This is a genomic window from Nonomuraea sp. MTCD27, from assembly GCF_041950495.1.
Lineage (GTDB): Bacteria > Actinomycetota > Actinomycetes > Streptosporangiales > Streptosporangiaceae > Nonomuraea.
In genome coordinates this window covers 82,260-107,739 of sequence record NZ_JBGNUW010000025.1, presented here as the reverse complement: position 1 = coordinate 107,739, position 25,480 = coordinate 82,260, and the positions used below count along the sequence as shown (strand labels likewise).

The 25,480-nt window shown below is 73.2% G+C and carries 21 protein-coding genes; 11 read left to right on the top strand and 10 right to left on the bottom strand.

All coding sequences use genetic code 11. From position 1 onward, the window contains the following. Nucleotides 1-23: 23 nt before the first annotated feature. The 4 genes from ACBJ59_RS50590 to ACBJ59_RS50575 form a co-directional block, all read right to left on the bottom strand. Complete coding sequence (locus ACBJ59_RS50590; RefSeq protein WP_375117156.1) at nt 24-2,003, bottom strand: hypothetical protein; 1,980 nt, start codon at nt 2,001-2,003, stop codon at nt 24-26. Continuing rightward, nucleotides 2,000-3,565: a P-loop ATPase, Sll1717 family gene (locus ACBJ59_RS50585; protein WP_364128731.1), complete on the bottom strand. Its 1,566-nt coding sequence runs from the start codon at nt 3,563-3,565 to the stop codon at nt 2,000-2,002. The genes ACBJ59_RS50590 and ACBJ59_RS50585 overlap by 4 nt, the downstream gene beginning before the upstream one ends. 69 nt (nt 3,566-3,634) lie before the next feature. Continuing rightward, nucleotides 3,635-3,994: a fluoride efflux transporter CrcB gene (gene crcB / locus ACBJ59_RS50580; protein WP_375117155.1), complete on the bottom strand. Its 360-nt coding sequence runs from the start codon at nt 3,992-3,994 to the stop codon at nt 3,635-3,637. Next, nucleotides 3,991-4,449: a fluoride efflux transporter FluC gene (locus ACBJ59_RS50575; protein ID WP_375117154.1), complete on the bottom strand. Its 459-nt coding sequence runs from the start codon at nt 4,447-4,449 to the stop codon at nt 3,991-3,993. Before ACBJ59_RS50575 ends, crcB begins: the two co-directional genes overlap by 4 nt. A 72-nt stretch (nt 4,450-4,521) precedes the next feature. Between ACBJ59_RS50575 and ACBJ59_RS50570 the strand changes: the two genes are divergently transcribed. Further along, complete coding sequence (locus tag ACBJ59_RS50570; protein WP_375117153.1) at nt 4,522-5,235, top strand: HNH endonuclease family protein; 714 nt, start codon at nt 4,522-4,524, stop codon at nt 5,233-5,235. A 10-nt stretch (nt 5,236-5,245) separates the two neighbouring features. On the opposite strand, the gene ACBJ59_RS50565 is transcribed toward ACBJ59_RS50570, so the two are convergent. After that, on the bottom strand, nt 5,246-6,082 hold the full coding sequence (locus ACBJ59_RS50565) for a GDSL-type esterase/lipase family protein (protein ID WP_375117152.1): 837 nt from the start codon (nt 6,080-6,082) through the stop codon (nt 5,246-5,248). A 218-nt stretch (nt 6,083-6,300) separates the two neighbouring features. Here ACBJ59_RS50565 and ACBJ59_RS50560 point away from each other — a divergent pair, with 218 nt between their 5' ends. Continuing rightward, a complete protein-coding gene (locus tag ACBJ59_RS50560) occupies nt 6,301-7,530 on the top strand; it encodes an isochorismate synthase MenF (RefSeq protein WP_375117151.1) in 1,230 nt (409 codons plus the stop codon). 30 nt (nt 7,531-7,560) lie between these two features. Here ACBJ59_RS50560 and ACBJ59_RS50555 read toward each other — a convergent pair whose 3' ends face one another. Then, on the bottom strand, nt 7,561-8,181 hold the full coding sequence (locus tag ACBJ59_RS50555; protein WP_375117150.1) for a YigZ family protein: 621 nt from the start codon (nt 8,179-8,181) through the stop codon (nt 7,561-7,563). A gap of 80 nt (nt 8,182-8,261) precedes the next feature. Here ACBJ59_RS50555 and ACBJ59_RS50550 point away from each other — a divergent pair, with 80 nt between their 5' ends. From ACBJ59_RS50550 to ACBJ59_RS50540, 3 genes are all read left to right on the top strand, one after another. Further along, nucleotides 8,262-8,657 carry a hypothetical protein gene (locus ACBJ59_RS50550; protein ID WP_375117149.1) on the top strand — a complete coding sequence of 132 codons (396 nt, stop codon included), beginning with the start codon at nt 8,262-8,264 and terminating at the stop codon, nt 8,655-8,657. Nucleotides 8,658-8,740: 83 nt separating this feature from the next. Next, entirely contained in the window at nt 8,741-10,783 is a 2,043-nt protein-coding gene (locus ACBJ59_RS50545) for a hydantoinase/oxoprolinase family protein (RefSeq protein WP_375117148.1), read from the top strand. Next, complete coding sequence (locus ACBJ59_RS50540) at nt 10,780-12,408, top strand: hydantoinase B/oxoprolinase family protein (RefSeq protein ID WP_375117147.1); 1,629 nt, start codon at nt 10,780-10,782, stop codon at nt 12,406-12,408. Before ACBJ59_RS50545 ends, ACBJ59_RS50540 begins: the two co-directional genes overlap by 4 nt. Nucleotides 12,409-12,608: 200 nt before the next feature. Here the strand turns inward: ACBJ59_RS50540 and ACBJ59_RS50535 are convergent, their stop codons facing one another. Then, the gene (locus tag ACBJ59_RS50535) at nt 12,609-13,952 is read right to left on the bottom strand and encodes an MFS transporter (protein WP_375117146.1); all 1,344 of its coding nucleotides are present in this window, start codon (nt 13,950-13,952) and stop codon (nt 12,609-12,611) included. After that, complete coding sequence (locus ACBJ59_RS50530) at nt 13,949-14,530, bottom strand: ArsR/SmtB family transcription factor (RefSeq protein ID WP_375117145.1); 582 nt, start codon at nt 14,528-14,530, stop codon at nt 13,949-13,951. Before ACBJ59_RS50530 ends, ACBJ59_RS50535 begins: the two co-directional genes overlap by 4 nt. A 268-nt stretch (nt 14,531-14,798) precedes the next feature. On the opposite strand from ACBJ59_RS50530, the gene ACBJ59_RS50525 reads away from it, so the two are divergent. The 4 genes from ACBJ59_RS50525 to ACBJ59_RS50510 all read left to right on the top strand — a co-directional run bounded on the left by ACBJ59_RS50525 (nt 14,799) and on the right by ACBJ59_RS50510 (nt 21,580). After that, on the top strand, nt 14,799-15,116 hold the full coding sequence (locus ACBJ59_RS50525; protein WP_375117144.1) for a hypothetical protein: 318 nt from the start codon (nt 14,799-14,801) through the stop codon (nt 15,114-15,116). A 37-nt stretch (nt 15,117-15,153) separates the two neighbouring features. Continuing rightward, complete coding sequence (locus ACBJ59_RS50520; protein WP_375117143.1) at nt 15,154-19,377, top strand: hypothetical protein; 4,224 nt, start codon at nt 15,154-15,156, stop codon at nt 19,375-19,377. 95 nt (nt 19,378-19,472) lie between these two features. Continuing rightward, complete coding sequence (locus ACBJ59_RS50515) at nt 19,473-20,615, top strand: SRPBCC family protein (RefSeq protein ID WP_375117142.1); 1,143 nt, start codon at nt 19,473-19,475, stop codon at nt 20,613-20,615. After that, nucleotides 20,612-21,580 (top strand): TAXI family TRAP transporter solute-binding subunit, encoded by a 969-nt coding sequence (locus ACBJ59_RS50510; RefSeq protein WP_375117141.1) that lies wholly within the window; start codon nt 20,612-20,614, stop codon nt 21,578-21,580. The genes ACBJ59_RS50515 and ACBJ59_RS50510 overlap by 4 nt, the downstream gene beginning before the upstream one ends. Before the next feature lie 55 nt (nt 21,581-21,635). Here the strand turns inward: ACBJ59_RS50510 and ACBJ59_RS50505 are convergent, their stop codons facing one another. Beyond that, nucleotides 21,636-23,105 carry an ATP-binding protein gene (locus ACBJ59_RS50505; RefSeq protein ID WP_375117140.1) on the bottom strand — a complete coding sequence of 490 codons (1,470 nt, stop codon included), beginning with the start codon at nt 23,103-23,105 and terminating at the stop codon, nt 21,636-21,638. Nucleotides 23,106-23,111: 6 nt separating this feature from the next. Next, nucleotides 23,112-23,795, bottom strand: a complete 684-nt coding sequence (locus ACBJ59_RS50500; RefSeq protein WP_375117139.1) for a response regulator transcription factor — start codon at nt 23,793-23,795, stop codon at nt 23,112-23,114. A gap of 173 nt (nt 23,796-23,968) precedes the next feature. Here ACBJ59_RS50500 and ACBJ59_RS50495 point away from each other — a divergent pair, with 173 nt between their 5' ends. Both ACBJ59_RS50495 and ACBJ59_RS50490 read left to right on the top strand, forming a co-directional pair. Next, nucleotides 23,969-25,003 carry a tripartite tricarboxylate transporter substrate-binding protein gene (locus ACBJ59_RS50495; RefSeq protein WP_375117138.1) on the top strand — a complete coding sequence of 345 codons (1,035 nt, stop codon included), beginning with the start codon at nt 23,969-23,971 and terminating at the stop codon, nt 25,001-25,003. Between the two features lies 1 nt (nt 25,004). After that, on the top strand, nt 25,005-25,466 hold the full coding sequence (locus ACBJ59_RS50490; protein ID WP_375117137.1) for a tripartite tricarboxylate transporter TctB family protein: 462 nt from the start codon (nt 25,005-25,007) through the stop codon (nt 25,464-25,466). Nucleotides 25,467-25,480 lie beyond the last annotated feature (14 nt).

Below are 25,480 nucleotides of genomic sequence, written 5' to 3'. Positions count from 1 at the left end.
CGTGCCCTCCTTTGCTTACAGGATTACACGCTAGCTCCGTTGGCGGGGACTCGCGCGTCGAGCCCGGCGGGCAGCAGGTCGGCGGCCAGCAGGCCGCGCTGCATCAGCCAGCGGCCGAGCGCCACGTAGGCGTCCACGTCGCGGGCGCGCAGGAACTGGTTCACCGTCGAGTGGCACGGGAAGGCGCCCCGGTCGGCGGCCAGCGCGACCAGGTCGCTCGGCATGTCGTCGCTGATGTGGGTACGCACGAGGACCAGGTAGTTCGCCGGGCTGTCCGGCGTGTCGTCCGGGTAGGCGAAGCGGATCCGCTCCACCGGCTCCTTGGAGGTCAGCAGCCGGCCGTCGGCCTCGAACTCCACGCCCAGCTCGGTCCGGGCCAGCGAGATCACCCGCAGCAGGTTGCCCACCCGGTGCACGTCCACCGCCGCGTCCACGGCGAAGATCGTGCGGCAGCGCCGCCTCAGCAGCTCGACGACGCCCGAGTTGTCCCAGTGGCCGCCGTCGGAGACGAAGACGTAGCGGTGGCGTACCGACAGGTTGCCCAGCGCCTCGCGCCAGGTCGTGAGCGGGCCCGGCCGGTGCCAGCGGCGGACGAACCACTGCGGCGCGTGCGAGGTCAGCCGCCCGGGCGGGCGCCCGCCCACCGGGTTGGGCAGCCACAGGCCCAGCCGCAGGTTGATCAGGGCCAGCGCCATCCGGCTGGCCCGGTTGGTGTAGCGGCCCATGTTGGGCGCGACCGCGGCGCCCGAGGCGGCCACCAGCGAGGCCGCGTCCGGCACCGCCGCGCGCGCCTGCGGCGGCGCCTCGCCGATCGCGGCGCCGCCGACGTAGTCGGGCGCGAACACGAACGAGGCGCACCCCTCCCCCGCGGCGGACTCGTCCTCGCGCAGGTTCACCGACGCGCACAGCAGCAGGTACGGCAGCCCGTCGGCGTGCATGTCGGCCAGGTGCACCTGCGAAAGCCGCAGCATCCCCTCGTCGCCGCGCTCGCCGAGACCGGTGCGGACCACGTAGGCCCGGTTGAGCCGGCGCGAGTACGGGTCGTGCAGCGAGGTGTCGTTGGCGTGCACGGTCATGGCGAACACCCCCAGCACCGCCACCGCCGTCACCGCGATCACGGCCGTGGCCACCGGGCTGAGCTGGGTGACCTGCGCCGCCAGCAGCAGCGTCGGCAGGATCAGCACCGCCGCCATCGCGGTGGAGAACAGCAGCCGCAGCAGCCGGCGCAGCAGCTGGCGCGGGCCGCTGAAGGACAGCAGCCACTGGGAGCGGAAGACGTACACGGCGATGACCGCCAGCACCACCACCAGCCCGGCCAGGCGGGTGGTCGCCGAGAGGTCGAACATGCGGCTGTCCAGCACCCGGGTGCTGACGGCGATGACGTCGGGCAGCACCAGCGCGGTCACCGTGGCCAGCGCCAGGCGGCGGGTCAGCAGCTCGGCGGCGCGGCTGCGCACGCGCATCTCCAGCAGCACCGCGATCACCGCGACGGCGGCGGCCAGCGCCCACCGCTGCCCGATGAAGCGCCCCGCCAGCACGTCGTGGTCCACGGCCAGCACCCGCGTCACGCTGTAGGCGCCGCCCAGCACCGCCCCGGCCAGCGCGATCGCGGCCACGAACGGCACCAGGTTCACCAGCATCCCCAGCGCGTACCTGGCACCGGACAGGAAGATGTCCGACCAGTCCTCGCCGAGGTAGCGCAGGTTCCTGCGCAGGTGCGCCTCCTCCGGCGAGCCCTTGCTCCACGGCGGCACCGCGCCCGGCGGCAGCGGGCTGCGGCGCGTCTCGGCGCGGGCGGCCATGAACGCGGCGGCGGTGTAGCTGCCGCCGGACACGGCCGACACGTAGCGGGTACGGGCCAGCACGCCGGACTCCTCGGTCACCTGGAGCGCGCCCAGCCCGAGGCAGGCGGCCCGCACGCCGCCGCCGCTCAGCGCGAGGCCGATCTGGTCGAGCCCGGCCGGCTCGGCCAGGTAGCGGTAGCGGGAGGTGTGGGCGGTCATGACGGCTCCGGCGTTCCCGAGGGGTAGACGGGCTTGGACGCGGGCGAGGAGACCCTGCCGCGCGCGTTGTACTCGCGGACGAACAGGGGGTGCAGGCAGTACTCCTCGTCGGGCGAGAGGATCATCTGGCCCTCCGCCGCGTAGGCGAACTCGGCCTTCAGGTACCGCTCGCTCTCACCGGTGAGGCGGCCGATGATGCCCACGTCGGTGAACATCTCGCGCACCTCGCGGTAGTCGAGCCCGAACTCGCGCCGGATGCCCGCCTGGTTGCACATCCGGTGCAGGAAGGCGTCGTCGAAGCGGAAGGGCAGGTACGGGATCAGCCGCCGGGCCACGTCGTGGGCCTTGGGATGGCGGAAGTGGTGGGCCGAGAAGACCTCGGGGCACAGCGTGGCCTCGGCCTCGGTCACCGTCTCCAGGATGTGGTTGCCGTCCACGACGGGGCGGCCGGTCGTGGCGATGGCGCGGTGCAGGGCCTCGTTGAAGATGTACAGGACCTGGCGGGGCAGGAGCTGGGTGTGCCGCAGCACGTACGCGACCGACCGCTCGGGCAGGCCGGCCCGGTTCTTCAGCTCGGGCACGATCACCCGGTCGAGCAGCGTCAGGTAGCCGTCGTCCGGCAGGCCGCGCAGCAGCTCGGGATAGTGCCGGGTGAGGAACATGTGCAACCGCGCCCCGACCGTCCGCAGCAGGTCCTGCCAGGTCCAGCGCAGCACCATGCGCCCGCTGAAGTCCTTGATCGGGTTGGCCGAGACCCGGTCGAGCACCGGCCACAGCTCGCTGGGGAAGCAGCACTGGATGCGGAAGTAGGTCCGGTCGATGCGCAGGCCGAGCCGTCCGACCAGGTGGAACAGCCCGCGCAGGACGCCCTCGATGCGCTCGATGTGGTCGCCGATGTTCTCCAGCGAGTCGATCAGCACGAAGACCGGGGTGTCGCGGGCGTCGAGCACGCTCTTGGCCGCCTCGATCGTCTCCTTCCACGGGCGGCGCGACAGGCGGAAGTCGCGGCTCAGCTTCTCCAGGCTCACGACGTTGTCGAACTGGTCGACGTGCTCGATCAGGCGCGTGGTGACGAAGTCGAGCGCCGCGTCGTCCCGGCTGTCGGAACCGGCCACGTCCTGGCGCAGCGCGGCGGTCTCCTCCCACAGCACCTGGAAGGCCCGGTCGGGGTCGCAGTCGTGCCGCTCCGCGACCAGCCGGCCGATGATCGGCGCCCACAGCAGCGTCTCCCAGAGCTCCGCCACCCCCTCCACGCTGAGGACGAGCGGGATGGCGAGCAACTCGGTGGCCGCCTGCAGCCGCGAGAACACGCCGTGGGCGCTGAGCCGGACCACGAGGTTGCGCGGCTCGAACTCGCGCGACAGCAGCAGCGCCGTCTTCCCCGAGCCCCGCCGTCCGACGATGAACGTGGGCGGGTTGTCCTTCGATCGCAGGTGCAGGTGGACCCGCGTGTCGTAGATGGCCCTCAGCACCGGGATGCTCACCCGGTCGGACACGACACTGGGCCCGAGCGGGTTCCTCGGGGTGAACAGGGTCTCAGCGGGGTTTCTCGCGGCCTTCATGGGCGACTCTCGGGCACTCGGCGGGGATGTCACCGATATCGGAGCGGCATGCGGCTTTCCTGATACACCTCACGCCAGGGCTTGTGCGAGCGCCAGGCCGCAGTAGGCCGCTCCCAGCCCGGCCACCACGCTGGCCACGGCGTTGGCGGCCGCGTGGAAGCGCGCCCCCTCCTCCAGCAGCCGCACCGTCTCGTAGCCGAACGTCGAGTACGTCGTCAGCGCCCCGCAGAAACCGGTGCCCGCCAGCGCCATCACCCCGCCCTCGGCGGGCAGCGCGGCCAGGAAGCCCAGCAGCGCCGACCCGGCCACGTTGACCGCCAGCGTCCCCCAGGGGAACACCGTGTCGTGCCGCGCCTGCACCGCCCGGTCCGCCAGGTAGCGCAGCGGCGCCCCCACCGCCGCGCCCAGCACGATCAGCAGCACGGTCACCCGGTCACCCGCGCCCCGGCCAGCCGCCTGGTCAGCCACATGCCCCCGGCCACCGCCAGCAGCGCCGCCACCATCGTCGCGGCCAGATAGACCAGCCCAATCACCGGCGCCCCCGCCGCGACCGCCCGCTGCACGTCCACCGCGTACGCCGAGAACGTGGTGTAGCCGCCCAGCACCCCCACCCCGAGGAACGGCCGCACCAGCCGGTGGGCCGGCCGCACCTCCGTGATCACCACCATGAGCACCCCGATGAGCAGGCACCCCGACACGTTGACCAGGAAGGTCGCCCACGGGAAGCCGGCCGGCCCGTTGGGCAGCGCCACCTGCGCGCCGTGGCGGGCCAGCGCGCCCAGCGCCCCGCCGGCCGCGATCACCGCGAGGACCGGCCAGTGCAGCTCGGCGCGCTGCGCGGGGACATGGAGATCGACATCCGGATCGATCGGCCGATCAGTCACATAACCCTCCCCGTGTCGAAACTGACGATGCCGGGAATTTCTCTAGACAACCTGGAGTGCACGGAGGCCTGGTTGAGCACGAAGGACGCGGTCGCCCTTCTCGCAGGAGCCGTCATCGTCGTTTCCTTCATCGGCAACACCAAGATCCCGCCGGCCACGGCAGCCAGCCCGCTGGGCAACGTCAGCGGGACGCTGCCGGGTCTGGCCCCCATCATCTCCGACGCCGAGAAGTCGGAGGCACGCGGCCTCATCCAGCGCCTGCGCGTCAAGGGCTACGGACCCAACACCGGCTACCGGCGCACCCGGTACGGCGAGAACTGGGCCGACAGCGCCACCGGCGTGCCGTACGCGCGCAACGGCTGCCGCACCCGCGACGACCTGCTGGCCCGCGACGGGCAGAACGTGAAATACCGGGCGGGTTCGAGCTGCGAGGTCGTCTCGATGGAACTGACCGACCCCTACACCGGCCGGCTCATCCACTGGCACAAGGACAACGCCGACGAGGTGCAGGTCGATCACGTGGTGCCGCTCAACTACGGCTGGCGCATGGGGGCGCCGCGCTGGCCGATGTCCAAGCGGGTCGACTTCGCCAACGACCCGCTCAACCTGCTGCCCGTGGACGGCGAGGCCAACGAGCAGAAGGACGCCTCGGGCCCGGCGAGCTGGCTGCCGCCGCGGCGCGGCGTCCGCTGCGCCTACGTCACCCGCTTCGCGCAGGTCGCACTCAAGTACGACCTGCCCGTCACCGCGCCCGACAAGAAGGTCATGCTGGCCCAGTGCCGCTGACCGGTGCGGCCTACCGCGGGTCGATCCAGTCGAAGCCGCGCCGGAACGTCTGCTCGGCCAGCACCCGCTGCCCGGCCACGTTGGGGTGGAAGAAGTCCCACTTGCTGACGTGGTCGAGGGTGAACGGGAAGGAGAACACCGCTCCCCCGTCGGTGCGGCAGCCGGGACCGTACGCGGCGCACGCCTCGGCCGCGGCCCGGTTGTAGGCGATCACCCGCGCCCGCACCCGGTCCCGGCGCTCGGCGTCGGCCCGCCGGGTGGAGGTGGGCTTGGCCAGCATGGCCTGGCAGATGCGGCCCGCCGTCCAGAACGTTCGGGCCAGCGGGTTGCCCCTGCCGACCTGCCACAGCCGCCGCAGGTCGGGGATGCTCGCGATGAACACCCTGGCCCGCGGCATGCCGGCGCGCAGCTCGGTCAGCGCCGCGTCGAGCCGCCGCCGGTAGGTCTGGACGGGGGTCATCGCCTGCTCGGTGCGCACGCAGGCGTCCTGGGCGCCTATGAGAATCGTCACGTAGTCGGCCTTGGCCGCGACCGCCTTCTTCACCTGCCCGAGCAGGTCGGCGCTGGTCGAGCCGGGCACGGCGAAGTTGAGGTTGTGCTTCTGGAGCGTTCCAGAGAGCTTCGACAGGCGCAGGTAGTGGCTGCTCACCTCGCCGTGGTCGCCCGCCGACCAGGAGCGCGAGGTGCAGGAGACGTACCAGCCGCAGGCGTTGAAGCCGGTGGAGATGGAGTCGCCGAGCGCGGCCATGACCTCGGGCACCTGCTGGGCGGGCGCGGCCTGGGCCGGGCCCGAAGCGGACAGGACGACGACGGCGGCCAGGGCGGGCCCCAGGTGACGAGCGATCATGGGCACCAAGGTAAGGAGCCGATCACCGACTCACTATGGCCTGGCGGCAAGGTCTGTCAGTTCAGGACCGACTTCATATCACCGCTTGACAGGCCGGACCCAAACTGGTTGCACCCAATCCCTACGAGCATCCGGTTTTTTCCGGGTTCTTTGCCCGTAACCTTGCATTCACGGGGGTCCGAGTCGAACGTGTTCAGTTCCCGCATAGAGTGTCTTGGGTGAGTGTCGCGCTCGGAACAACCCGCCCGCTGCCGGTTCGCACCACCCCTGTTGGCGACCCCGGTGACCTGCTGGCTTCCCTTCCCAGGACGGCCCCTTACGCCTGGATCAGGAACGGAGAGGGCCTCGTCGGCTGGGGACAGGCCGCCCGGGTGGCCGTGCCCCCGGGGCCCGGCAGGTTCGCCTGGGCCCGCCAGTGGCTGGCCACCGTCCTCGGCGACGCGAACGTCGACGACGGCGTGCGCACCCCCGGCTCCGGCCCGGTCGCCTTCGGCAGCTTCACCTTCGACGAGGACGCCCACGGCTCGGTCCTCGTCGTCCCCCAGGCCGTGCTGGCCCGCCGCGGCGGCCGCGCCTGGCTGACGACGATCGGCGAGGCGCCGCTGGAGACGTTCACGCCGATCCGCGATCCCGGGCGGATCAGCTACGGCGACGGCAGCCTGACCGCCCCCGAGTGGGAGCACGTCGTGGCCCGCGCCGCTCGGCGCATCCGCGACGGCGAGCTGGAGAAGGTGGTGCTGGCCCGCGACCTGGTCGCCACCGCCGAGCGGCCGATCGACGTGCGGCTGCTGCTGTCCCGGCTGGCCAGGCGCTACCCGGAGTGCTACACGTTCTCGGTCGCGGGGCTGGTCGGCGCCACGCCCGAGCTGCTCATCCGGCGCACGGGCCAGGAGATCGAGTCGCTGGTGCTGGCCGGCACCACCGCGCGCGGCACCGGCCCGGCCGACGACCTCGCGCGGGGCGCGGCGCTGCTCGCCTCGGCGAAGGACCGCCACGAGCACGAGTGCGCGATCGCCTCCGTACGCCAGACGCTGGCCCCGCTGTGCTCCTCGCTCACCACTCCCGACGAGCCGGAGCTGCTGGTGCTGCCCAACGTGCAACACCTGGCCAGCCACGTCACCGGGCGGCTGGCCGACGGGGCCTCGGTGCTGGACGTGGTGGCGGCGATGCACCCGACGGCGGCCGTCGGCGGCACCCCCACCGCGACCGCGATCAAGGTCATCCGCGAGCTGGAGGGCATGGACCGGGCCGGGTACGCCGGTCCGGTCGGCTGGATCGACGCCCACGGCGACGGCGAGTGGGGCATCGCGCTGCGCTCGGGGCTGGTGGAGGGGCGGCGGGCCCGGCTGTTCGCGGGCGGCGGCATCATGGGCGACTCCGACCCGGCCGCCGAACTGGCCGAGGCCCAGGCGAAGTTCCGGGTCATGCAGTACGCCCTCGAAGGGTGACACCGAGGCTGAGGGTGGGGCGCGTGGCGGTCAGGCGGGGACGTGGAGGTCGCCGCCCATCGTGACGCGCGCCCGCCCGGCGGTCAGCGTGGCCACCCAGTCGGCGAACGCGGCCACCTCGTCGTCCCCCACCGCGACGCCGAAGGTGACCTCGCCCGCGTAGGCCACCTCGCGCACCGCGTGCCGGGAGGCGCGCAGGTCGTTCTCCACCCGGCCGGCCTGGTCGTGCGCGACCGCGACGCGCACGAGCTTGGCCGGGACCATGCGTACGGGCTCGGCCCGGTCGAGGGTCTCGGTCACCGCCGAGCCGTAGGCGCGCACCAGGCCGCCCGCGCCCAGCAGGGTGCCGCCGAAATAGCGCGTCACCACCGCCACGACGTCGCTGAACCCCCTGCCCACCAGCGCCTGCACCATCGGTGTGCCCGCCGTGCCGCCCGGCTCGCCGTCGTCGTCGCCCTTCTGAACGCGCTCGCCGATCACGTAGGCCGTGCAGTTGTGGCTGGCGCCGGGATGCTTCTGGCGGCGCTCGGCGATGAAGGCCGCCGCCTCCTCGACGGTGCGCGCCGGGGCCAGGGCACAGACGAAGCGCGAGCGCCGCGCCTCGGTCTCGTGCTCGACGACAGTGGTGAGAGTGAGATACGGCGCAGGCACATTCGACAGGGTATGCCCTTGCCGCGGGGACTCAGCGAGCTACCATCTCGTCATTCCATAAGGACCTACGGGAGGGTCTCATGGACACGGCGAACAACGTCATGCCCTTTGTCACGGCGGCGATCGACGCGTACGGCACCGGGGTGCTGGCCAAGACCAGCGAATTGGCCGCGGACACGGAGGTGGCCCGCGGCTCGCGCATCCTGCAGCGGGTCTTCGGCCGGGGCGACGCGCACTCCAGGCAGGTGATCGGGCAGGTGGCCGGGGCCAAACCGGACGACGAGCCGAGCAGGGCCGCGTTGAAGCTGGCGCTCATGGAGGCGTTCCGGACGGACCCGATCCTGGCCCGCGAGGTTGCCGCCATGCTGCCCCGGGTGGCGGTGACTGCCGCCGGGGAGCGGCCGGTGGCGGTGGGGGGCGGTAACAGCGGCGTGATCGTCACGGGGGACGGCGACCGGCTGGAGTCGCCCCGCTGACGCTGCGGGATGCCCTGCCGCCCGTCGGCTCCTGTGCGGCCCGCACAGGCGGGCGGGGCCCGGCGCACCATACGGTTGCGCCCATGAGCTATCGCGTCGCCATGGACATCGGCGGCACCTTCACCGACGTCGTCTGCTACGACGAGCGGTCGGGGGCCGTGACGGCCTCGAAGGCGCCCACCACGCCGGGAGACCTGGCCGAGGGCGTCTTCGCCGCGCTCGGGCGGGTGGTGGACGATCCCGCGGACATCTCGTTCTTCGTGCACGGCACCACGCAGGGCCTCAACGCGCTGCTGGAGCGCAAGGGCGCCCGCGTGCTGCTGCTGGCGAGCACGGGCGGCCGGGACGTCTACCAGATCGCCAGGGGCAACCGGGACCGCATGTTCGACCTGCGTTACCGCAAGCCCGCGCCGCTGGTGCCGCGCCAGGACGTCATGGAGGCGGGCGGGCGGCTGGACTATCTGGGGCGGGAGCTGGTGCCGCTCGACGAGGAGTCGGTGCGGGCGGCGGCGCGGCGGGCGCGCGAGGAGGGCTTCGACGCGGTCGCGGTGTGCCTGCTGTTCTCCTACGCCGACCCGGCGCACGAGGTCCGGGCGGGCGAGATCCTGCGGGCCGAGCTGGGCGAGGACGTGCTGGTGGTGCTCTCGCACGAGGTGGCGCGGGAGTGGCGGGAGTACGAGCGCAGCTCCTCGGCGGTGCTGGAGGCGTACACCGGGCCGGTGGTGCGCCGCTACCTGGCCAGGATCGAGCGGCGCTTCGCCGAGCGGGGGCTGGCCGTGCCGGTGCACGTGATGCAGTCGTCGGGCGGGCTGGTGAACGCCTCGTACGCGATGCGCCGGCCGCTGCAGACGCTGCTGTCCGGGCCGGTCGGCGGGACGATGGGCGGCGTCGCGGCCGCCAGGCTGCTGGGCGGCGGGGGCGGGGCCGCGGCGGGGAACGCGATCTGCATCGACATGGGCGGCACGTCGTTCGACGTGTCGCTCGTCGTGAACGGCCGCCCCGACGTCAGCGCCGAGGCGCGCATCGAGGGCTACCCGGTGCTGATGCCGATCGTGAACCTGCACACGATCGGCGCGGGCGGCGGCTCCATCGCCTACGCCGAGGCGGGCGCGCTGCGCGTCGGCCCCGAGTCGGCCGGGGCCGTGCCGGGGCCCGCCTGCTACGGCCGGGGCGGCACCCGGCCCACCGTCACGGACGCCAACGTGGTGCTCGGGCGGGTGGATCCGGCGTGGTTCGCGGGCGGGCTGATGGCGCTGGACGTCGACGCGGCCGGCGCCGCGGTGGCCGAGCTGGCCGGGGAGCTGGACCTCGATCCGCTGCTGCTGGCCGAGGGGATCTGCGACGTGGCCAACGCCAAGATGGCGCAGGCCATCCGCACGCTGACGGTGGAGCACGGGGTGGAGCCGCGGGAGTTCGCGCTGGTGGCGTTCGGGGGCGCGGGGGCGATGCACGCCGCGTTCATCGCGCGGGAGCTGGGGATCTCCGAGGTGGTGGTGCCGCGGTTCCCGGGGGCGTTCTCGGCCTGGGGGATGCTGGAGGCGGACGTGCGCCGGGATCTGACGTTCCCGTACTTCCGGGCGCAGGACACGCTCGACGGCGCCGACATGTCCGGAAATCTCATGATTTTGCAGGAGGAAGCGCTCGACGCGCTCGCCGGGCAGGGCGTGCCGGAGGAGCGGCGGCGGGTGGAGCACGCCGTGGACATGCGGTACGAGGGCCAGGACTACACGCTCACCATCCCGCTGCGCGACGCCGCCGAACCGGCGGAACCCGGCTTCCCTGCGCGCATCGCCGCCCGTTACGCCGAGGCGCACACCAGCCGGTACGGGCACGCCACGCCGGAGGCGCCGGTGGAGTTCGTCATGCTGCGCAGCACCGGGTTCGGCTCGTTCCCGCGTACCGCCGCCCCGGCCCCCGGCGCGCCCGGCCGCACGGCGCCGGACGTACGGGATGTGATCTTCGACGGGGCGGTGCACCGCACGCCCGTCCTGCGCCGCTCCGCCCTCGACGGCGAGCTGGCCGGGCCCGCGATCGTGGTGGAGGAGACCGCGACCACGGTCGTCCCGCCCGGCTGCCTGGCCACCGTGGACGACAACGGCTTCCTCATCGTGAAGGTGGACAAGTGATCGACCCCGTCACCACCGAGATCATCCGCTGCGCGCTGCTGCAGGCGGCGGAGGACATGAACACCACCCTCATCCGCAGCTCCTACACCCCCGTCATCTACGAGGCCAAGGACTGCGCGGTCGCGCTGCTCGACCGCGACCACAACGTGCTGGGCCAGTCGTCCGGCCTGCCGATCTTCCTGGGCAACCTGGAGGTGTGCACCCGCGAGACCGAGCGCCTGTACGGGCGGGAGGTGTGGCGGGAGGGCGACGTGTGGGTGCTCAACGACTCCTACATCGGCGGCACGCACCTCAACGACGTCACCGTCTACGGGCCGATCTTCGCCGGCGGGGAGCTGGCCGGGTTCGCGGCCTCACGGGCGCACTGGCTGGACGTCGGCTCCAAGGACCCCGGCGGCTCGATGGACTCCACGTCGATCTTCCAGGAGGGCCTGCGGATGGGCCCGGTGAAGGTGTACGCGGACGGCGCGCCCTGCCGCGACCTGCACGAGTTGATCGCCCGCAACGTACGTTTCCCGCACGCCACGCTCGGCGACATGCGGGCCCAGGTGAGCTGCGCCATGACCGGGCAGCGGCGGCTGAAGGAGATCGTCGACCGGTGGGGCCTGGAGACCGTGATGGCGGCCCGCGACCAGATCTTCGCCCAGACGGAGCGGATGGAGCGGGCGGCCATCGCGGAAATCCCCGACGGGGTCTACGAGGCGTCCGGGTTCCTCGACAACGACGGCATCGACCTGGACACCCCGCTGCCGGTGAACGTGACGATCTCGGTCTCGGGCGAGTCGATGCACGTGGACCTGACCGACTGCGCCGACCAGGCTCTCGGGCCGGTCAACTGCGGGGCGGCGCAGGCGGTGGCGGCGGTGCGGGTCGGGTACAAGCTGCTGGTCTCCGGTGACGTGCCGCTGAACGGGGGCTCGTTCCGGCCGCTGTCGGTGGAGACGCGGCCCGGGTCGATGCTGGCCGCCGAGTCGCCGGCCGCCTGCCAGTACTACTACTCGCACCTGGGGCTGCTCATCGACCTGGTGGTCAGGGCCCTGGCGCCGGTGCTGCCGGACAAGGCGGCCGCGGCGTCGTACGGGGACTCGATGATCGTGCAGTTCACCGGCACGGACCCGCGGACCGGCAAGCTGTACGTCTCCCAGGAGGCCACCGTCGGCGGCTGGGGCGCGTGGGAGGGCGGCGACGGCGAGACCTGCCTGATCAACAACGTCAACGGGTCGCTGCGGGACATGCCGATCGAGGTGCTGGAGACGCTCTTCCCAGTGCGCGTCACCCGCTACGAGGTGCGGCCGGACACCGGCGGGGCCGGGCGGTGGCGGGGCGGGAACGGGGTGGTGCGCGAGTACGAGTTCTGCGGCGACACCTCGCTGTCGCTGTGGTTCGAGCGCTCGGTCACCCCGGCGTGGGGGCTGGCGGGCGGCGCGGCCGGCGCTCCCCCGCGCGTCACGCTCAACCCCGGGACTGCCGGGGAGCGGGAGATGCTCAAGGTCAACGCGCTGCCGGTCAAGGCCGGGGACGTGCTGCGGTGCGAGTCGGGCGGGGGTGGCGGCTACGGCCCGCCCGAGCTCCGCGAGCCCCGGGCCACGGCCGCCGACCTGGCCCAGGGCATGATCACCCGCTGACCCCGCCCCCGCCACCGGCCCTGCCTTCGCATGGGGACCGCCCACCCCGTGAGAGCCGCCCGTCCCGTGGAGGCCGCCCGCCATGTGAGAGCCGCCCGCCCCCTGGAGGCCGCCCGCCATATGAGAGTCGTCCGCCCTGTGGGGGGCGACCGCCCTGTCGGGGGCGCCCGCCACGCGAGAGCCACCCGCTGCCCCGGGGGCTACCGCGGTCCCGGGGGCTTCCCCATCCCGGGGGCTACCGCGGTCCCGGGAGTCCTCGCAGTCCTGGAGTCTCCCGCCGTCCCGGCGCTTTCCCCTGGCGGCGGGGCGGCGGCGCGGTGGCGCGGGCGGTCCATCTCGCGCCACTCGGGGCGCACGGCGGCCAGGCCGGTGGTGAGGGCGTAGGCGGCGCCGCAGGCCAGCAGCACCGGCGCCAGCCCGGCCGCCGTCACCGCCAGCCCGGCCAGCAGCCCGCCCAGCGGGACCCCTGCCCAGGACAGCGAGGTCTGCAGCCCGCCCACCCGGCCCAGCAGGTGGCGCGGCACCCGCTCGTACGAGATCGCCCCCAGGATCGGGTTCAGGAACCCACCGCCGAACCCGCTCACCGCGAACACCGCCACGATCGCCCACACCGGCAGGTCGCCGGCCAGGATCAGGAACCTCGGCGGCCCGGCGACCAGGAACGCCGCGAAGAACACCACCCGGCGCGGCATCCGATGCCCCACCGCCGCCGCGACCAGCCCGCCGCCGACCGCCGTCAGCCCCATCACGCTGCTGTTCAGCCCGAGCAGGACGGTCCCGTGGCCGGACTCCTTGGCCCACACCGGCGCGAGCACCTGGTTGAAGGCGGTGTCGAGCAGGTTCGTGACGGCGACCACGGCCATCAGCGCGAGCAGCAGCGACTGCCCGCGCAGGAACGCCAGCCCCTGCCCCAGCCGCCGCCAGTAGCCCTCCTCCTCCCCCTCGGACGCCGCCGCGCGGTGCCCCATGCCGCGCGGCAGCGCCCACGCCACCGCCAGGGAGCCGAGCGCGAAGCAGCCGGCGCTGAGAACCAGGCTGGGCAGCGGCCCGATGACCGCGACCAGCGCGCCGCCGACGGCCGGCCCCACCATCTGCGCCAGCCGCTCCGTGACGCCCATCAGGCCGGTGGCCCGCTCCAGCGGCAGGCCGGCGTGCCCCGCCGCCTCGGGAACCATGGTCTCCTTGGCCAGGTCGCCCGGCCCGCGAGCGGCGCCGATCACCACGACCAGGGCGATCAGCGCGCCCATCGGCAGCGCGCCCAGCGCGTGCAGCAGGACGACGGCACCGGCGGCCGAGGCGCTCAGCACGTCGGCGGCCCACGAGATCCGGCGTGGCCCCGCCCGGTCGACCAGCGGCCCGGTCAGGGCCCTGACCACCACGTACGGGACCATCTCGGCGAACGCCACCACCCCCGTCCACATCGCGCTGTCCGTGCTGCCCAGCACGAACCAGGGCAGCGCGATGGCCGAAACCCGGGTCCCGGTCAGCGCCACCGCCATGGCCGCCAGCACCCCGGCCATCGGCCGTAAGGAGAGCCCGGTCACGGCTCCTCCTGCGGCTCCGGCAGGACCTGCGTGATGAGCGAGACCCGCGCCGCGCCGTCGGGCGCCGCCTCGCCGGGCACGTCCTGGCGGTAGCGCGCGATCACCTCGCCCAGCTCCTCACGCAACCGCCACGTCTCCTCCGGGGTCAGGCGCAACGCGAACGAGCTGAGGTCCAGCACCCGTCCCCACTCCCCCGGCATGGTCTGCATCTCGTTCACCGCCCGCTGGGTGCGCAGGTTGTACAGGGCGGCGATGGACTGCATGTACGCCAGCACCGCCTCGGGCTCCCGGTCGGCCAGCTCCGCGTCGTTGAGCCGGGTGGACAGGTGCACCGAGCGCCACCAGCGTTCGCGCGCGTTGCCCCGCTCGGCGTCCTCCTCCACGAACCCGGCCGCGCCGAGCCTGCGCAGGTGGTAGCTGGCGGTGCCGGAGTTCACGCCGAGGCGCTCGGCCAGGCGGGTGGCGGTGGACGGGCCGTGCTTGCGCAGCAGGTCCACGAGCTGCACCCGGATGGGGTGGGCCAGCGCCCGCAGCCCCTTGGCATCGAGGACGACGACGTTCTTGTCGGGGTCGGTCATGCCTCGAATCCTAGACCGCAAACAGTTCTTCGCAAAGACTTCTTCGCGAAGAACTGTTTGCAATCAGCCGTCCGCCTCAGAAGCCCGCGCTGAGGGAGCGAGCAGCCACACCGGCCGCCATGATCGGCACCCTCGGCGCTCTCCCTTTCGCATGATGAGGGCGGGACGAATATCAGCAGAGCGAAGGCCATATTTCGCGAAACGCGAGGCTCTTTCCCGTCTGCTACGCGAGGATGGGGAGGTGGTACTGCGACGTATGGTCTTATTGGTGACATGTCTGATCGTGGCCGGATTTGCGATCTTTCTTGTGCTTCTCACCTGGGAAGACGCCAACAAAATCGCGACAGCGGTGTCCGCTACGGCGGGACTCGCAGCGGTCGGTGTGGCCGTTTGGGCGGCATTGCCGAGTAGCGCCAAGAGAGTGCGCGTTTCTGGCACCGGAAAGGCGACGGCACGCGCGGGCGGCGTCGCCGTTTCCGGTCTTACCGGTCCCCTCACCGCCTCCGGCGGGGTTCTGGAGGTGAACCGGACCGGAGACGCCGAGGCGTCCGGCGGGAAGGCGACCAGCGGGGTCAGCTTGAGCTGACCGGCCGGCCGCTGACAACGGCGCGCGTGGTGACGACATGGACCGCCTCAACAGCACGACGAAACGTACCGGCGCGGCCACGGCGGGCCCCGGCGGCGTAGCCGTCACCGGATCGGTGCACGGCGGGATCAGCATGGGCGCCCCGCTGGTGGCACGGTCCGCCTACCGGCAGCAGGTCCGGCGCATCGCTCCCGAGCGGCTCCTGGACCGCGACGCGGAGCTCGCCGAGCTCGCGGAGTTCTGCCACTCCGGCGGAGGGTTGCCCTACCTGTGGTGGCAGGCTCCGGCGTGGGCCGGCAAGTCAGCGTTGATGTCCTGGTTCGCGCTCAACTCCCCGGACACCGTCACGGTCGTCTCCTTCTTCATCACCGCGCGGTTCGCCGGCCACAACGATCGCATGGCGTTCGTGGACGTGGTGCTCGAACAGCTCAGCGCGGTCGCGGGCGAGCCCCTGCCCGGCTTCCTGACCGAGGCCACGAAGGAGGCGCACCTGCTGGACATGCTGGACGCCGCGGCCGCGGCCTGCGCGCGGCAAGGCCGGCGGCTGGTGCTCGTCGTGGACGGCCTGGACGAGGATCTGGGGGTGACCGTCGGCCCCGACGCGTACAGCGTCGCCGCGCTCCTGCCCGTCCAGCCTCCGGCGAATGTCCGGATCGTGGTCACCGGGCGTCCTCATCCACCTGTTCCATCCGACGTACCGGACAACCACCCGCTGCGGGAGGCCGCCATCGTCCGCCGGCTGGAGATCTCCCCGCACGCCCAGGTGATCATGACGGACGCCGAACGCGAGCTGAAGCGCCTCCTGCACGGCCGGCCCGCGGAGCAGGACCTGCTCGGCCTCGTCGCAGCGGCCGGCGGCGGCCTCAGCGCCGAGGACCTGGCCCAGCTCACCGGCTGGGGCAAATGGGAGGTCGAGCAGCACATGCGGGCGGTGTCCGGCCGCACCTTCGCGCGCCGCGCCAACCGCTGGCAGCCGGGGACCGGCCCGGACGTGTACGTCCTGGCGCACGAGGAGCTGCAGAGCAAGGCCGTGGAGTGCCTCGGCCCGGCCCGGCTGACGGACTACCGGGAGCGCCTGCACAAGTGGGCCGATGGCTACCGGACGCACGCCTGGCCCGCCGACACCCCCGAGTACCTGCTCCGTGGCTACTTCCTGCTCCTGCAGGCCATCGGTGCCCACGACCTGATGCTCGCCTGCGCCCTGGACCAGGTACGCCACGACCGCATGCTGGACGTCACCGGCGGGGACGCCGCGGCGCTGGCCGAGATCGTCACCGTCCAGCACCTCATGCGCGACGCCGAGCCCGACCTGGCCGCGCTGCTCCGGCTGGCCGTGGCACGCGAGCGGCTGACCTCCCGCAACGCCCATCTCCCGGTCGGGCTGCCCGCCTTGTGGGCACGGCTCGGCGACCTCAGGCGCGCCGAGGCGCTGGCCCGCTCCATCGTCGAGCCGGGGCGGCAGGCGGAGGCGTTCAGCCTGCTGCTGCGGGCCGCCGCGGGCGGGCAGGACACCGCCCGGCTGGCCCAGCAGGGCGAGGCCGCGGCCCACCTGGTGACCGACCCCTACCGGCAGGCACAGGCGATGGTGCAGCTGGTGGGGGCGGTGGCCGCGAGCGGCGACTTCGACCGGGCGGAGCGGCTCGTCCATGCCATCGACGACTCCAGCCGGCGGCCCCAGGCCCTGCTGGCGCTCGTACGGGCCGTCGCCACCAGCGGGGACCTCGGCCGGGCGGAGAAGCTGGCCCGTTCCCTCTCCGATCCGGTCTGGCGGACGCGTGCCCTGGTCGACCTGGTGGCGAGCGCCGGCCGAAGCCGGCTGCCACTGATCGTCGAGGAGTCGGAGGCGGCCGTGGCCGCCCTCGGCGACGGCCGGCGGTTCGAGGAGTGGGTACGGCTCACGGCGGCGCTGTCCGCCACCGGTGACATCGAGGCGGCCGAGGCGTTCGCGCGGCGCGCCACCTCCCTCCACCTGCACGTGGCGAGCCTCGTCGCGGTGCTCCACGCCGCACCCGGCGACGACCGGGACCGGCTGGACGGGCTGGCGGACCGGGCCATGCGGCTGGCCGAGGTCGATCCCGGCGCGCAGTGGACGCAGCTGCCCGTGACCATCTCCAGCATGGATCGCTACGCGACGACGCCGGCCGTGAACGCGAACAGCGCGGAGTGGCGAGCCCGGGAGCTGGCCGATCTGGCCGTCGCGGCGGCCGGACGGTGCTCCGCCGACCTGGTACGGAAGATCGCCGGCAGCGCCGAGGCCGTCACCGCCGTCACCGGCACCCCGCTGCAGGAGGAGGAACGGGCCGACCTGGCGGTCGCGCTGGCCCGCATCGGAGACCACGATCGCGCGGCAGCGCTGCTGGGCTCCGTCCACGATCCCGGCACGCGGGCCGGCGTCCTGATGCGGCAGCTCATCGCCGGGGGGCAGGTGGACCCGCGCACAGTGGAGCGGGCGGAGGAGCTGATCGCCGGCGTCCCCGACGGGGCCCGGCAGGCGCGGCTGCTGGTCGAGCTCGCCGGCGCTGCGATCCTGGGCGGGCGGCGGGATCACGCGCGGCGGCTGGCCGAGCGGGCCGAGTCCGTCGCGCGTTCCATCGCGGTGACCGACTGGCACGCCAAGGAACGCGTCGAACGAGCCCTTGTCCGGGCCGCGCTGGCGACGAGGGACTTCCGCCGTGCGGCCGCGCTCGCCGGGTCCGCGTCGTCCGTCCGGCCCAGGGACGCGCTGCTCGCCGAAGTGGCGGCTGCCACGGCTCGCGGCGGAGATCTCGCCCTGGCCGAAGAGATCGCTCTGCGCATCGCGACCGCGCGGAGCCGCGGGCGCGCCCTCATCGAGCTGCTCAGGGCGGACACCGGCGACCGCCCCGCCGACGGTGCCGGGGCCGGCGACGGTGGCACGCCGGAGCGGCTGGCCGAGGAGGCCGAGAAGCTGGCCCGTTCCCTGGTCGACCCCCAGCAGCAGGCCGAGATGCTGAGCGCGCTCATGCAGGCGCTGGCGGAGAAGGGCGCGACCGAGCGGGCCCTCGCGGTCACGCGCTGGTTCGCCGATCCGCAGGCGCAGGCACAGGCGCTCACGGCGTTGCTGAACCTGGTGCTCGCCCGCGGCGACCAGCAGATCGTCCGCGCAGTGGTGTCGCACGGCGTGGCCGCCACCCGCTCCATCTCCTCGACGGAGCAGCGGGTCGACGCGCTGATCGAGATCGTACGCGCGGCGGTCCGCTCCGGGGACGCCTACTGGACGGGCGAACTCGCCTGGCAAGCCGAGCAAATGACGCGCTGGATCATCGAGCCCGACCAGCGGGCCAGGTCGCTGACGGCGCTCGTCCGGGTGGTCGCCACCAGCGGGGAGCACACGCTGACCGGCCGGTTGACGGCGCGGGTGGAAGCGGCCATAGAGCTCGTCGAAGGCCCGCCCCGCATGGCCCGCGCCCTGATCGAGCTGACGGCGGCGCTCGCCGCCTGCGGGAGCCCGCAGGAGGCGAACCGCCTCGCGGCGAGGGCCGAGTCGGCCCTCGGCTCCGTCGCCGACGCCTACCAGCGGGCCTGCCTGCAAGTCGACCTGATGGAGGCCCTCGCCACCACCACCTGTCAGGCGACGCTCCTCGCGCGGATCGGCCTCGACCCGGAGGGCGCGGCCGGGCCCGGTGCCGGTTCGGCGGTGGTGTCGCCGTGGCGGATCGTCCACCCCGATCAGCGGGCGCGGGCGCTGGCGGCGCTGGCGCGGGCCGCCGCCGCACGGGGACACACCGACGCCGCCGTGCGGATCGCCGGCGCCGTCACCGACCCGTACGAGCGGGACCGGGCGCTGACCGGCGCCGCCAGGGCCGCCGCGGCCGGCGGGGACCTCGAACGGGCCGCCGCCTTCACCCGCCACATCAGCGCCGAGAGCCGCGCCGCGCTGCTGCTCGACCTCATGCGGGACGACCCTGCCCGAGCCGGCCGCCTCGCGGGCCGGGCCATGGCCGCCATCCTCGACCTCGCCGACCCCGACCACCGGGCCGAGCTGCTCACGATGTACGCGCAGGCGCTGGCCGCGGCCGGCGACCACGACGGGGCCGAGGCGGCCGCCCGGACGATCCCCGATGTGCCCACCCGGGCGCGGGCGTTGGCCGGCATCGCCACGCGCGCGGAGCCGGCCGGCGCCCGCCGCCTGGCCGCCGAGATACTCGGCACCGAGGCGTGGACCACGTCCCTGGGCGTGCTCGCGCGGCTGGAGCCGACGATGCTGACCGGGGCCGCCGACGACCTCCTGCGCCCGCGTTGACCGCATGTCCCGCGCGCCGGCCGGGCTTGAGCCGGCACCGCACCGATCACTAGTCTCGTTCGCAGGACCTCGGTGCCGTCTCGCTCGGAGGTACGGTGACACCGGATTCGACCCCCGCCATCGATCGCATCTCAGCCGGATACCACCCGGATCCCGCGCTGTCGATGTCCCTGCACGCCGATGCCTACACGGATCCGGCGTGGTTCGGCGTCGACCAACGGGCGATCTTCGCGCGCACGTGGCAGTGGCTGTGCCACGTGGAGAAGCTGCGCGAGCCGGGAGGCTACGTGACCGGCACGGTGGCCGGCATGCCGATCGTCGCCATCCGGGACGAGGCCGGGACGCTGCGGGCGTTCTACAACGTGTGTAAGCACCGGGCGCATGAGCTGCTGTCCGGCTCCGGTGTCCGGCGCGGCATCGTGTGCCCGTACCACGCCTGGAGCTTCGACCTGACCGGCCGGTTGCGGCGGGCGCGCAACACCGGCGGCATGCCCGGCTTCGACGCCTCCGCCGTGTGCCTGGACCGGATCCAGGTCACCGAGTTCGGCGGCATGGTCTACGTCAACCTCGACCCCGCGGCGGCTCCGCTGTCCGCGCAGGCCGGGGGCCTGGAGGCGGAGATCGGGGCGCGGGCGCCGGACGTGGCCAAGCTGACCCTGGCTCGCCGGCTCACCTACGACATCGCCGCCAACTGGAAGAACGTCGTCGACAACTTCCTGGAGTGCTACCACTGCCACGTGGCCCACAAGGACTTCGTGTCGCTGGTCGACATGAGCACCTATCGCGTCACCACGTACGGGATCTACTCCAGCCACATGGCCCAGGCGGGCCGGGCGGAGAACTCCGCCTACGACGTGTCGGGCGCGACGGTCACCGAGCACGCGGTGTGGTGGCTGTGGCCCAACACCTGCCTGCTGCGCTATCCCGGCCGCGGGAACTTCATGGTGCTGCAGATCATCCCCGACGGTCCGGAGCGGACGCGCGAGACCTGGGACTTCTACCTGGAGACCGCGGAGCCCGACGCGGCCGAGCTCGACAGCATCCGCTACATCGACGAGGTGCTCCAGGTGGAGGACATCGCCCTGGTGGAGAGCGTGCAGCGCGGGATGCGCACCCCGGCGTTCACCCAGGGGAAGATCGTCTATGACCCCGAGGGGTCCGGGTTGTCGGAGCACGCGGTCCATCATTTCCACGGCCTCGTCCTGGACGCGTACCGGCACGAGCTCGAACGGTCATGATGGGCGTGGAGCCGCGGCTCAGCCGGCGGGCGGTGCTGCTGGCCGCGGGCGGGCTGCTCGCGGGTTGCTCCCGGCGGCCGGAGGTCGACCAGGTGCGGCTGCGGCTGGCCACCGGGCCGGCCGGGGCGGTGTACCGGCGCATCGGCGGTTCGCTGGCCGAGCACATCTCCGGGCAGGTGCCGGGCGCCACGGTGAGCACCGTGCCCAGCGGGGCGTCCACCGACAACATCCGGATGTTGCGGGCCGGTGAGGTGCATCTCGGGCTGACGAGCCTGGACGCGCTGATCACCACCGACGGCAGCGCGCCCGAGGGCCTCTCGGCGATCTGCCGGCTGTACGACAGCCACCTGCACCTCGTGGTCATGGCCGGTTCGGCGATCGACGAGTTACGGGACCTGGAGGGCAAGCGCATCTCCCTGGGCGCCCGCGACTCCGGCACCGAGTTCACCTCGATGCGGGTTCTTCAGCTCGGCGTCGTGGACGCCGACGGACGATACCTCAGCCAGGCCGCGTCGGCGGCGGCGCTGCGCGACGGCGAGATCGACGCGATGTTCTCCCTGACCGGCGTTCCGACGCCCGCCATCACGGAGCTGGCGCAGCGGCACCCGATCCGGCTGATCCCGCTGGAGGCGCAGGCGGACGCGCTCTTCGCCGCGTTCCCGGGCCCCTACACCCCGGCCATGATCCCCGCGACCGCCTACGCCGGCGCCCCGGCCACCCGCACCATCGCCGTGCCGAACGTGCTGCTCGCGCGCAACGACCTGCCCGACGACCTGGTCCACGCCATCACTGACACGATCTTCACGCACGCCGGCACGATCACCTCCGGCGGCCGTGACGAGGCCGAGGCCGGTCCCGAGGCCGTTCCCGAAGCGTGGCAGATCAACGTGCGTACCGGGATCGCCACCGCGTCGATCCCGCTCCACCCGGGCGCGGCCGCCTGGTTCCGCGACCGCAAGCGCTGACCCGGGCGCGGCCGCGTGGTTCCGTGACCGCAAGCGCTGACCCGGGCGCCGGAAGTCAGGACGGCGTCGGAGCCGGCGTGCCGGGCGACGACGTCACGTGGGGCACGACCGGCAGGGCGACGACCGCGGCGAATCCGTACCCGGACCCGTCCGGACGCGGCAGGCCCTCCTCCAGCCGCAGCTCGCCGCCGGCGGCCCCGACCAGGTCGGCGCAGATCGCCAGGCCCAGGCCGGTCCCGGACACGTTCTGGTGCCGCGGCGAGCGCCAGAACCGGCCCAGCGCCTGGGCCCGCTCGGACGCGTCGATCCCCTGGCCGTCGTCACGGACCGCGATCGTGACCACGCCCCCGGGAGCGGGCTCGGCCTCCGCGCCATGGGTGAGGACGCGGGCGGTCACCGCCACCACCTGCGCGTCCGACAGCCGTAACGCGTTGCTGATCAGCTCGTCCAGGATGCTGCCCAGCCCGCCCGTCGGCTCCAGCAGCCGCAACCCCGGCGGCACGTCGACCGTCAGCGTCTGCCCCGCCGTCGCCGTCAACGCCCGCCACCGGTCCACCCGCGTCGCCAGCACCGCGTCGAGGTCCACCGGCGACGCCGTGCGGATGCTCTCCATCCGCGCGCTGGCCTGCAGCGAGTTCAGCAACCGCTGCATCGCCTTCAGCTCGTCCACCGCCACGTCGAACACCTGCCGCCCGTTCCCCGCCGCGCGCAGATGCGGTTCCAGGCTCTCCACCGCGAGCCGGAGGCTGGTCAGCGGGTTGCGCAACTGGTGCGAGGCGTCGGACACGAAGGCCCGCTGCCGCTGCACGGCGTTCTCGACCGCGTCCATCATGGTGTTGAACGACTCCGCCAGCCGCCGCAGCTCGACCGGGCCGGCCTCGGCGTCCGCCCGGATGGTGAGGTCGCCCTGGGAGATCCGCGAGCTCGCCGCGTCCAGCTCCCGCACCGGTCGCAGCACCCACGCCGACACCGGCCAGGCGACGGCCACCAGCGCGACCAGCGGCAGCAGCCCCAGCCCGGCGAGCTGGGCCCACCGCAGGAGGATGCGGTGGCGCGTCTTCGACAGGTCGGAGATCGTCACGACGGCGCCGATGACCTCGCTGTCACGGCCCACCGGCTCGGCGACCACGAGCGCGGAGCCGTCCCACGGCGCCCATTCCCCGGACGGTTCGGGGCGCGCCCCGGCCAGCGCCGCCGTCACGATCCGGGGCAGCGCCGGCTCGCCGCGCGCCGCCTCCTGGTAGGCGCGCGTCGGCCCGAGCAGCACCGCGCCGGAGGTGTCGATCACCGCGACCGGGATGCCGTACAGGTCGTGGTAGCGCGCCAGCTCCTGCTGCAGCGCCTCGGTCCGCCCGGTCGTCAGCGCGGTCTCGGCCAGCGACGCGAACCGGCCCACGTCGTTGAGCCGGTCGACGTACGTCTCCTGCATCTCCCGCTCGGCCACGGTGACGCTGAGCGGCACCCCGAGCGCCGCGACGAGCAGCACCGCGAGGGGCACCAGGACGACGAGCAGGCGGCGGTGCACGGCGGGTCAGCCGATCAGCTCCGGCCGGTCGGCCAGGAGCCGATAGCCGACCCCGTGGATCGTGCGGATGAGCACGGCCGGTCCGATCTTGTTCCGTAACGCCGCGATGTGGGTGTCCAGGGTGCGGCTGGAGGACTCCCAGGTCGCGCCCCAGATCTGGTCGAGGATGACGTCGCGGCTGACGACGTTCGGCGCCCGCCGGGCCAGCAGCAGGAGCAGCTCGAACTCCTTGCGGGTGAGCGTCACGGGGGTGCCGTCGACGGTGACCTCGCGGGTGCCGACGCCGATCCGCATAGGGCCGAGGACTAGGGGCTCGTCGGGGTGGCTCAGGGCGCGGGCCACGCGGGTGCGCCGCAGGACGGCGTCGATCCGGGCCAGCAGCTCCGGGATGCCGAACGGCTTGACGATGTAGTCGTCGGCGCCGGCGCGTAGGCCGCGTACGCGCTCGTGCTCCTCCGAGCGGGCCGTCACGGCGATGACGGCGGTCTCCGGGCGGTCGCGCAGCCTGCGGATCACGTCGAGCCCGTCGCCGTCGGGCAGCCCCAGGTCGACGAGGACCACGTCGGAGGGCGCGGCCCGCACCGCCTCCGCGGCGGTGGCGAGGCGGTGGACCTCGAAACCCGCCTGTGCCAGGACGGTCACCAGACCCCGCGCCACGCGGTCGTCATCCTCGATGATGGTGATCCGCATACCGGATTGTACGGCCCGGACCGATCCTCGTGTTAGCCCTTCACTTCTTGGGATTTCTCTGACATCCGGCGCATTCCTTGGGATTCCTCTGACACCATCCGCGTCCCTGTCAGCCCAGACTGAGGCCGCGCACTCACCGACGAATGCGAATGTGATGACGAGGAGGCCGCGACATGACCACGACCAGCAGGTACCGGGCCGCTGCGCGGATGATCACCGCGATCGGCGTTGTTTCGCTCGCCGCCGCCTGTGCCGGCAACGGTGGCGGCGCCCCCGCAGGTGGCGGCACCCCGGCCGGCGGCGGCTATCCGGAGCAGAACATCACGTTCGTCGTGCCGTTCAGCGCGGGCGGCCCGACGGACACCGTCACCCGCATGATCGCCGAACCGATGGCCGCCAAGCTCGGCGGCAAGATCGTCGTCCAGAACGTCGAGGGCGCGGGCGGCACCGTCGGCGCCGGCGAGGTCGCGCGGGCCGAGCCCAACGGCTACACCGTGCTCATGCACCACATCGGCATGTCCACGGCGCCCGCCCTCTACCAGAACCTGGGCTACAAGCCGCTCGAGAGCTTCGACATGGTCGGGCTCGTCACCGAGGTGCCGATGACGATCGTCGCCCGCAAGGACTTCGAGCCCAAGACGCTCCAGGACCTCGTCACCTACGTGAAGGCGAACGCCGGCAAGGTCACGCTGGCCAACGCCGGCATCGGCGCCGCCTCCCACCTGTGCGGCCTGCTGTTCCAGACCGCCGCCGGCGTCAAGCTCCAGGAGGTCCCCTACGAAGGCACCGGCCCCGCGCTCACCGACCTCGTCGGCGGCCAGGTCGACTTCATGTGCGACCAGACCACCAACACCAGCGGCCAGATCGCCGCGGGCGAGGTGAAGGCGTACGCGGTCACCACGCCGGAGCGGGTGAAGAGCCTGCCCGACCTGCCCACCACGACCGAGGCCGGGCTGCCCAAGCTCCAGGTCAGCGTGTGGCACGGTCTCTACGTCCCGAAGGGCACGCCGCCGGACGTCGTCCAGAAGCTGACCGAGGCGCTGAAGACGGCGCTGGCCGACCAGAAGGTAATCGACCAGATGGCCAAGCTCGGCACCGCGCCGGTCCCGGCCGAGAGCGCGACCCCGCAGGCGCACCGGGCCAAGCTCGAGGAGCAGCTCGGCACCTGGGCGAAGGTCATCGCCGACGCCGGCGTCAAGGCCTCCTGAGGTGGAGCGCCGCCGGTCGTTCCCGGACGTCCTCGCCGGGGCGATCTTCATCCTGATCGGTGGCGCGTTCGTGGCGGGGTCGCTCGGCTACGAGCTGGGCACCCCGCTGCGGATGGGCCCCGGCGCCTTCCCGCTGCTGGTCGGCGCGATCGTGGCCGCCCTGGGCCTGGCGATCGTGGTCAAGGGGCTCATCGCGGGCGAGGTGATCGCGTTCGGGCCGATCCCCTGGCGCGCGGTCGCCGTCATCGTGCTCGCCGTCCTGTTCTTCGGATTCACCGTACGGGGCCTCGGGTTCGTACCGGCGTCGGCCGTGACCGCCCTGCTCACCACGCTGGCCAGCACGCGCGTCCGGCCGCTGGCGGCCGTGTCCGTGGCGGCCGGGCTGACCGTGGCCGCCACGCTCATCTTCGTCGTCGGACTTCAGCTGCGGATCCCGCTATGGGGCCCGTGGCTGGGGTTCTGACGCGGCATCCGGAA

Excerpts from the sequence above, each read along its gene's own strand:
- ACBJ59_RS50590 (WP_375117156.1), bottom strand. The coding sequence starts at position 2,003 with ATGACCGCCCACACCTCCCGCTACCGCTACCTGGCCGAGCCGGCCGGG.
- ACBJ59_RS50585 (WP_364128731.1), bottom strand. The coding sequence starts at position 3,565 with ATGAAGGCCGCGAGAAACCCCGCTGAGACCCTGTTCACCCCGAGGAAC.
- ACBJ59_RS50565 (WP_375117152.1), bottom strand. The coding sequence starts at position 6,082 with ATGATCGCTCGTCACCTGGGGCCCGCCCTGGCCGCCGTCGTCGTCCTG.
- ACBJ59_RS50550 (WP_375117149.1), top strand. The coding sequence starts at position 8,262 with ATGGACACGGCGAACAACGTCATGCCCTTTGTCACGGCGGCGATCGAC.
- ACBJ59_RS50545 (WP_375117148.1), top strand. The coding sequence starts at position 8,741 with ATGAGCTATCGCGTCGCCATGGACATCGGCGGCACCTTCACCGACGTC.
- ACBJ59_RS50530 (WP_375117145.1), bottom strand. The coding sequence starts at position 14,530 with ATGACCGACCCCGACAAGAACGTCGTCGTCCTCGATGCCAAGGGGCTG.
- ACBJ59_RS50520 (WP_375117143.1), top strand. The coding sequence starts at position 15,154 with ATGGACCGCCTCAACAGCACGACGAAACGTACCGGCGCGGCCACGGCG.
- ACBJ59_RS50510 (WP_375117141.1), top strand. The coding sequence starts at position 20,612 with ATGATGGGCGTGGAGCCGCGGCTCAGCCGGCGGGCGGTGCTGCTGGCC.
- ACBJ59_RS50500 (WP_375117139.1), bottom strand. The coding sequence starts at position 23,795 with ATGCGGATCACCATCATCGAGGATGACGACCGCGTGGCGCGGGGTCTG.
- ACBJ59_RS50495 (WP_375117138.1), top strand. The coding sequence starts at position 23,969 with ATGACCACGACCAGCAGGTACCGGGCCGCTGCGCGGATGATCACCGCG.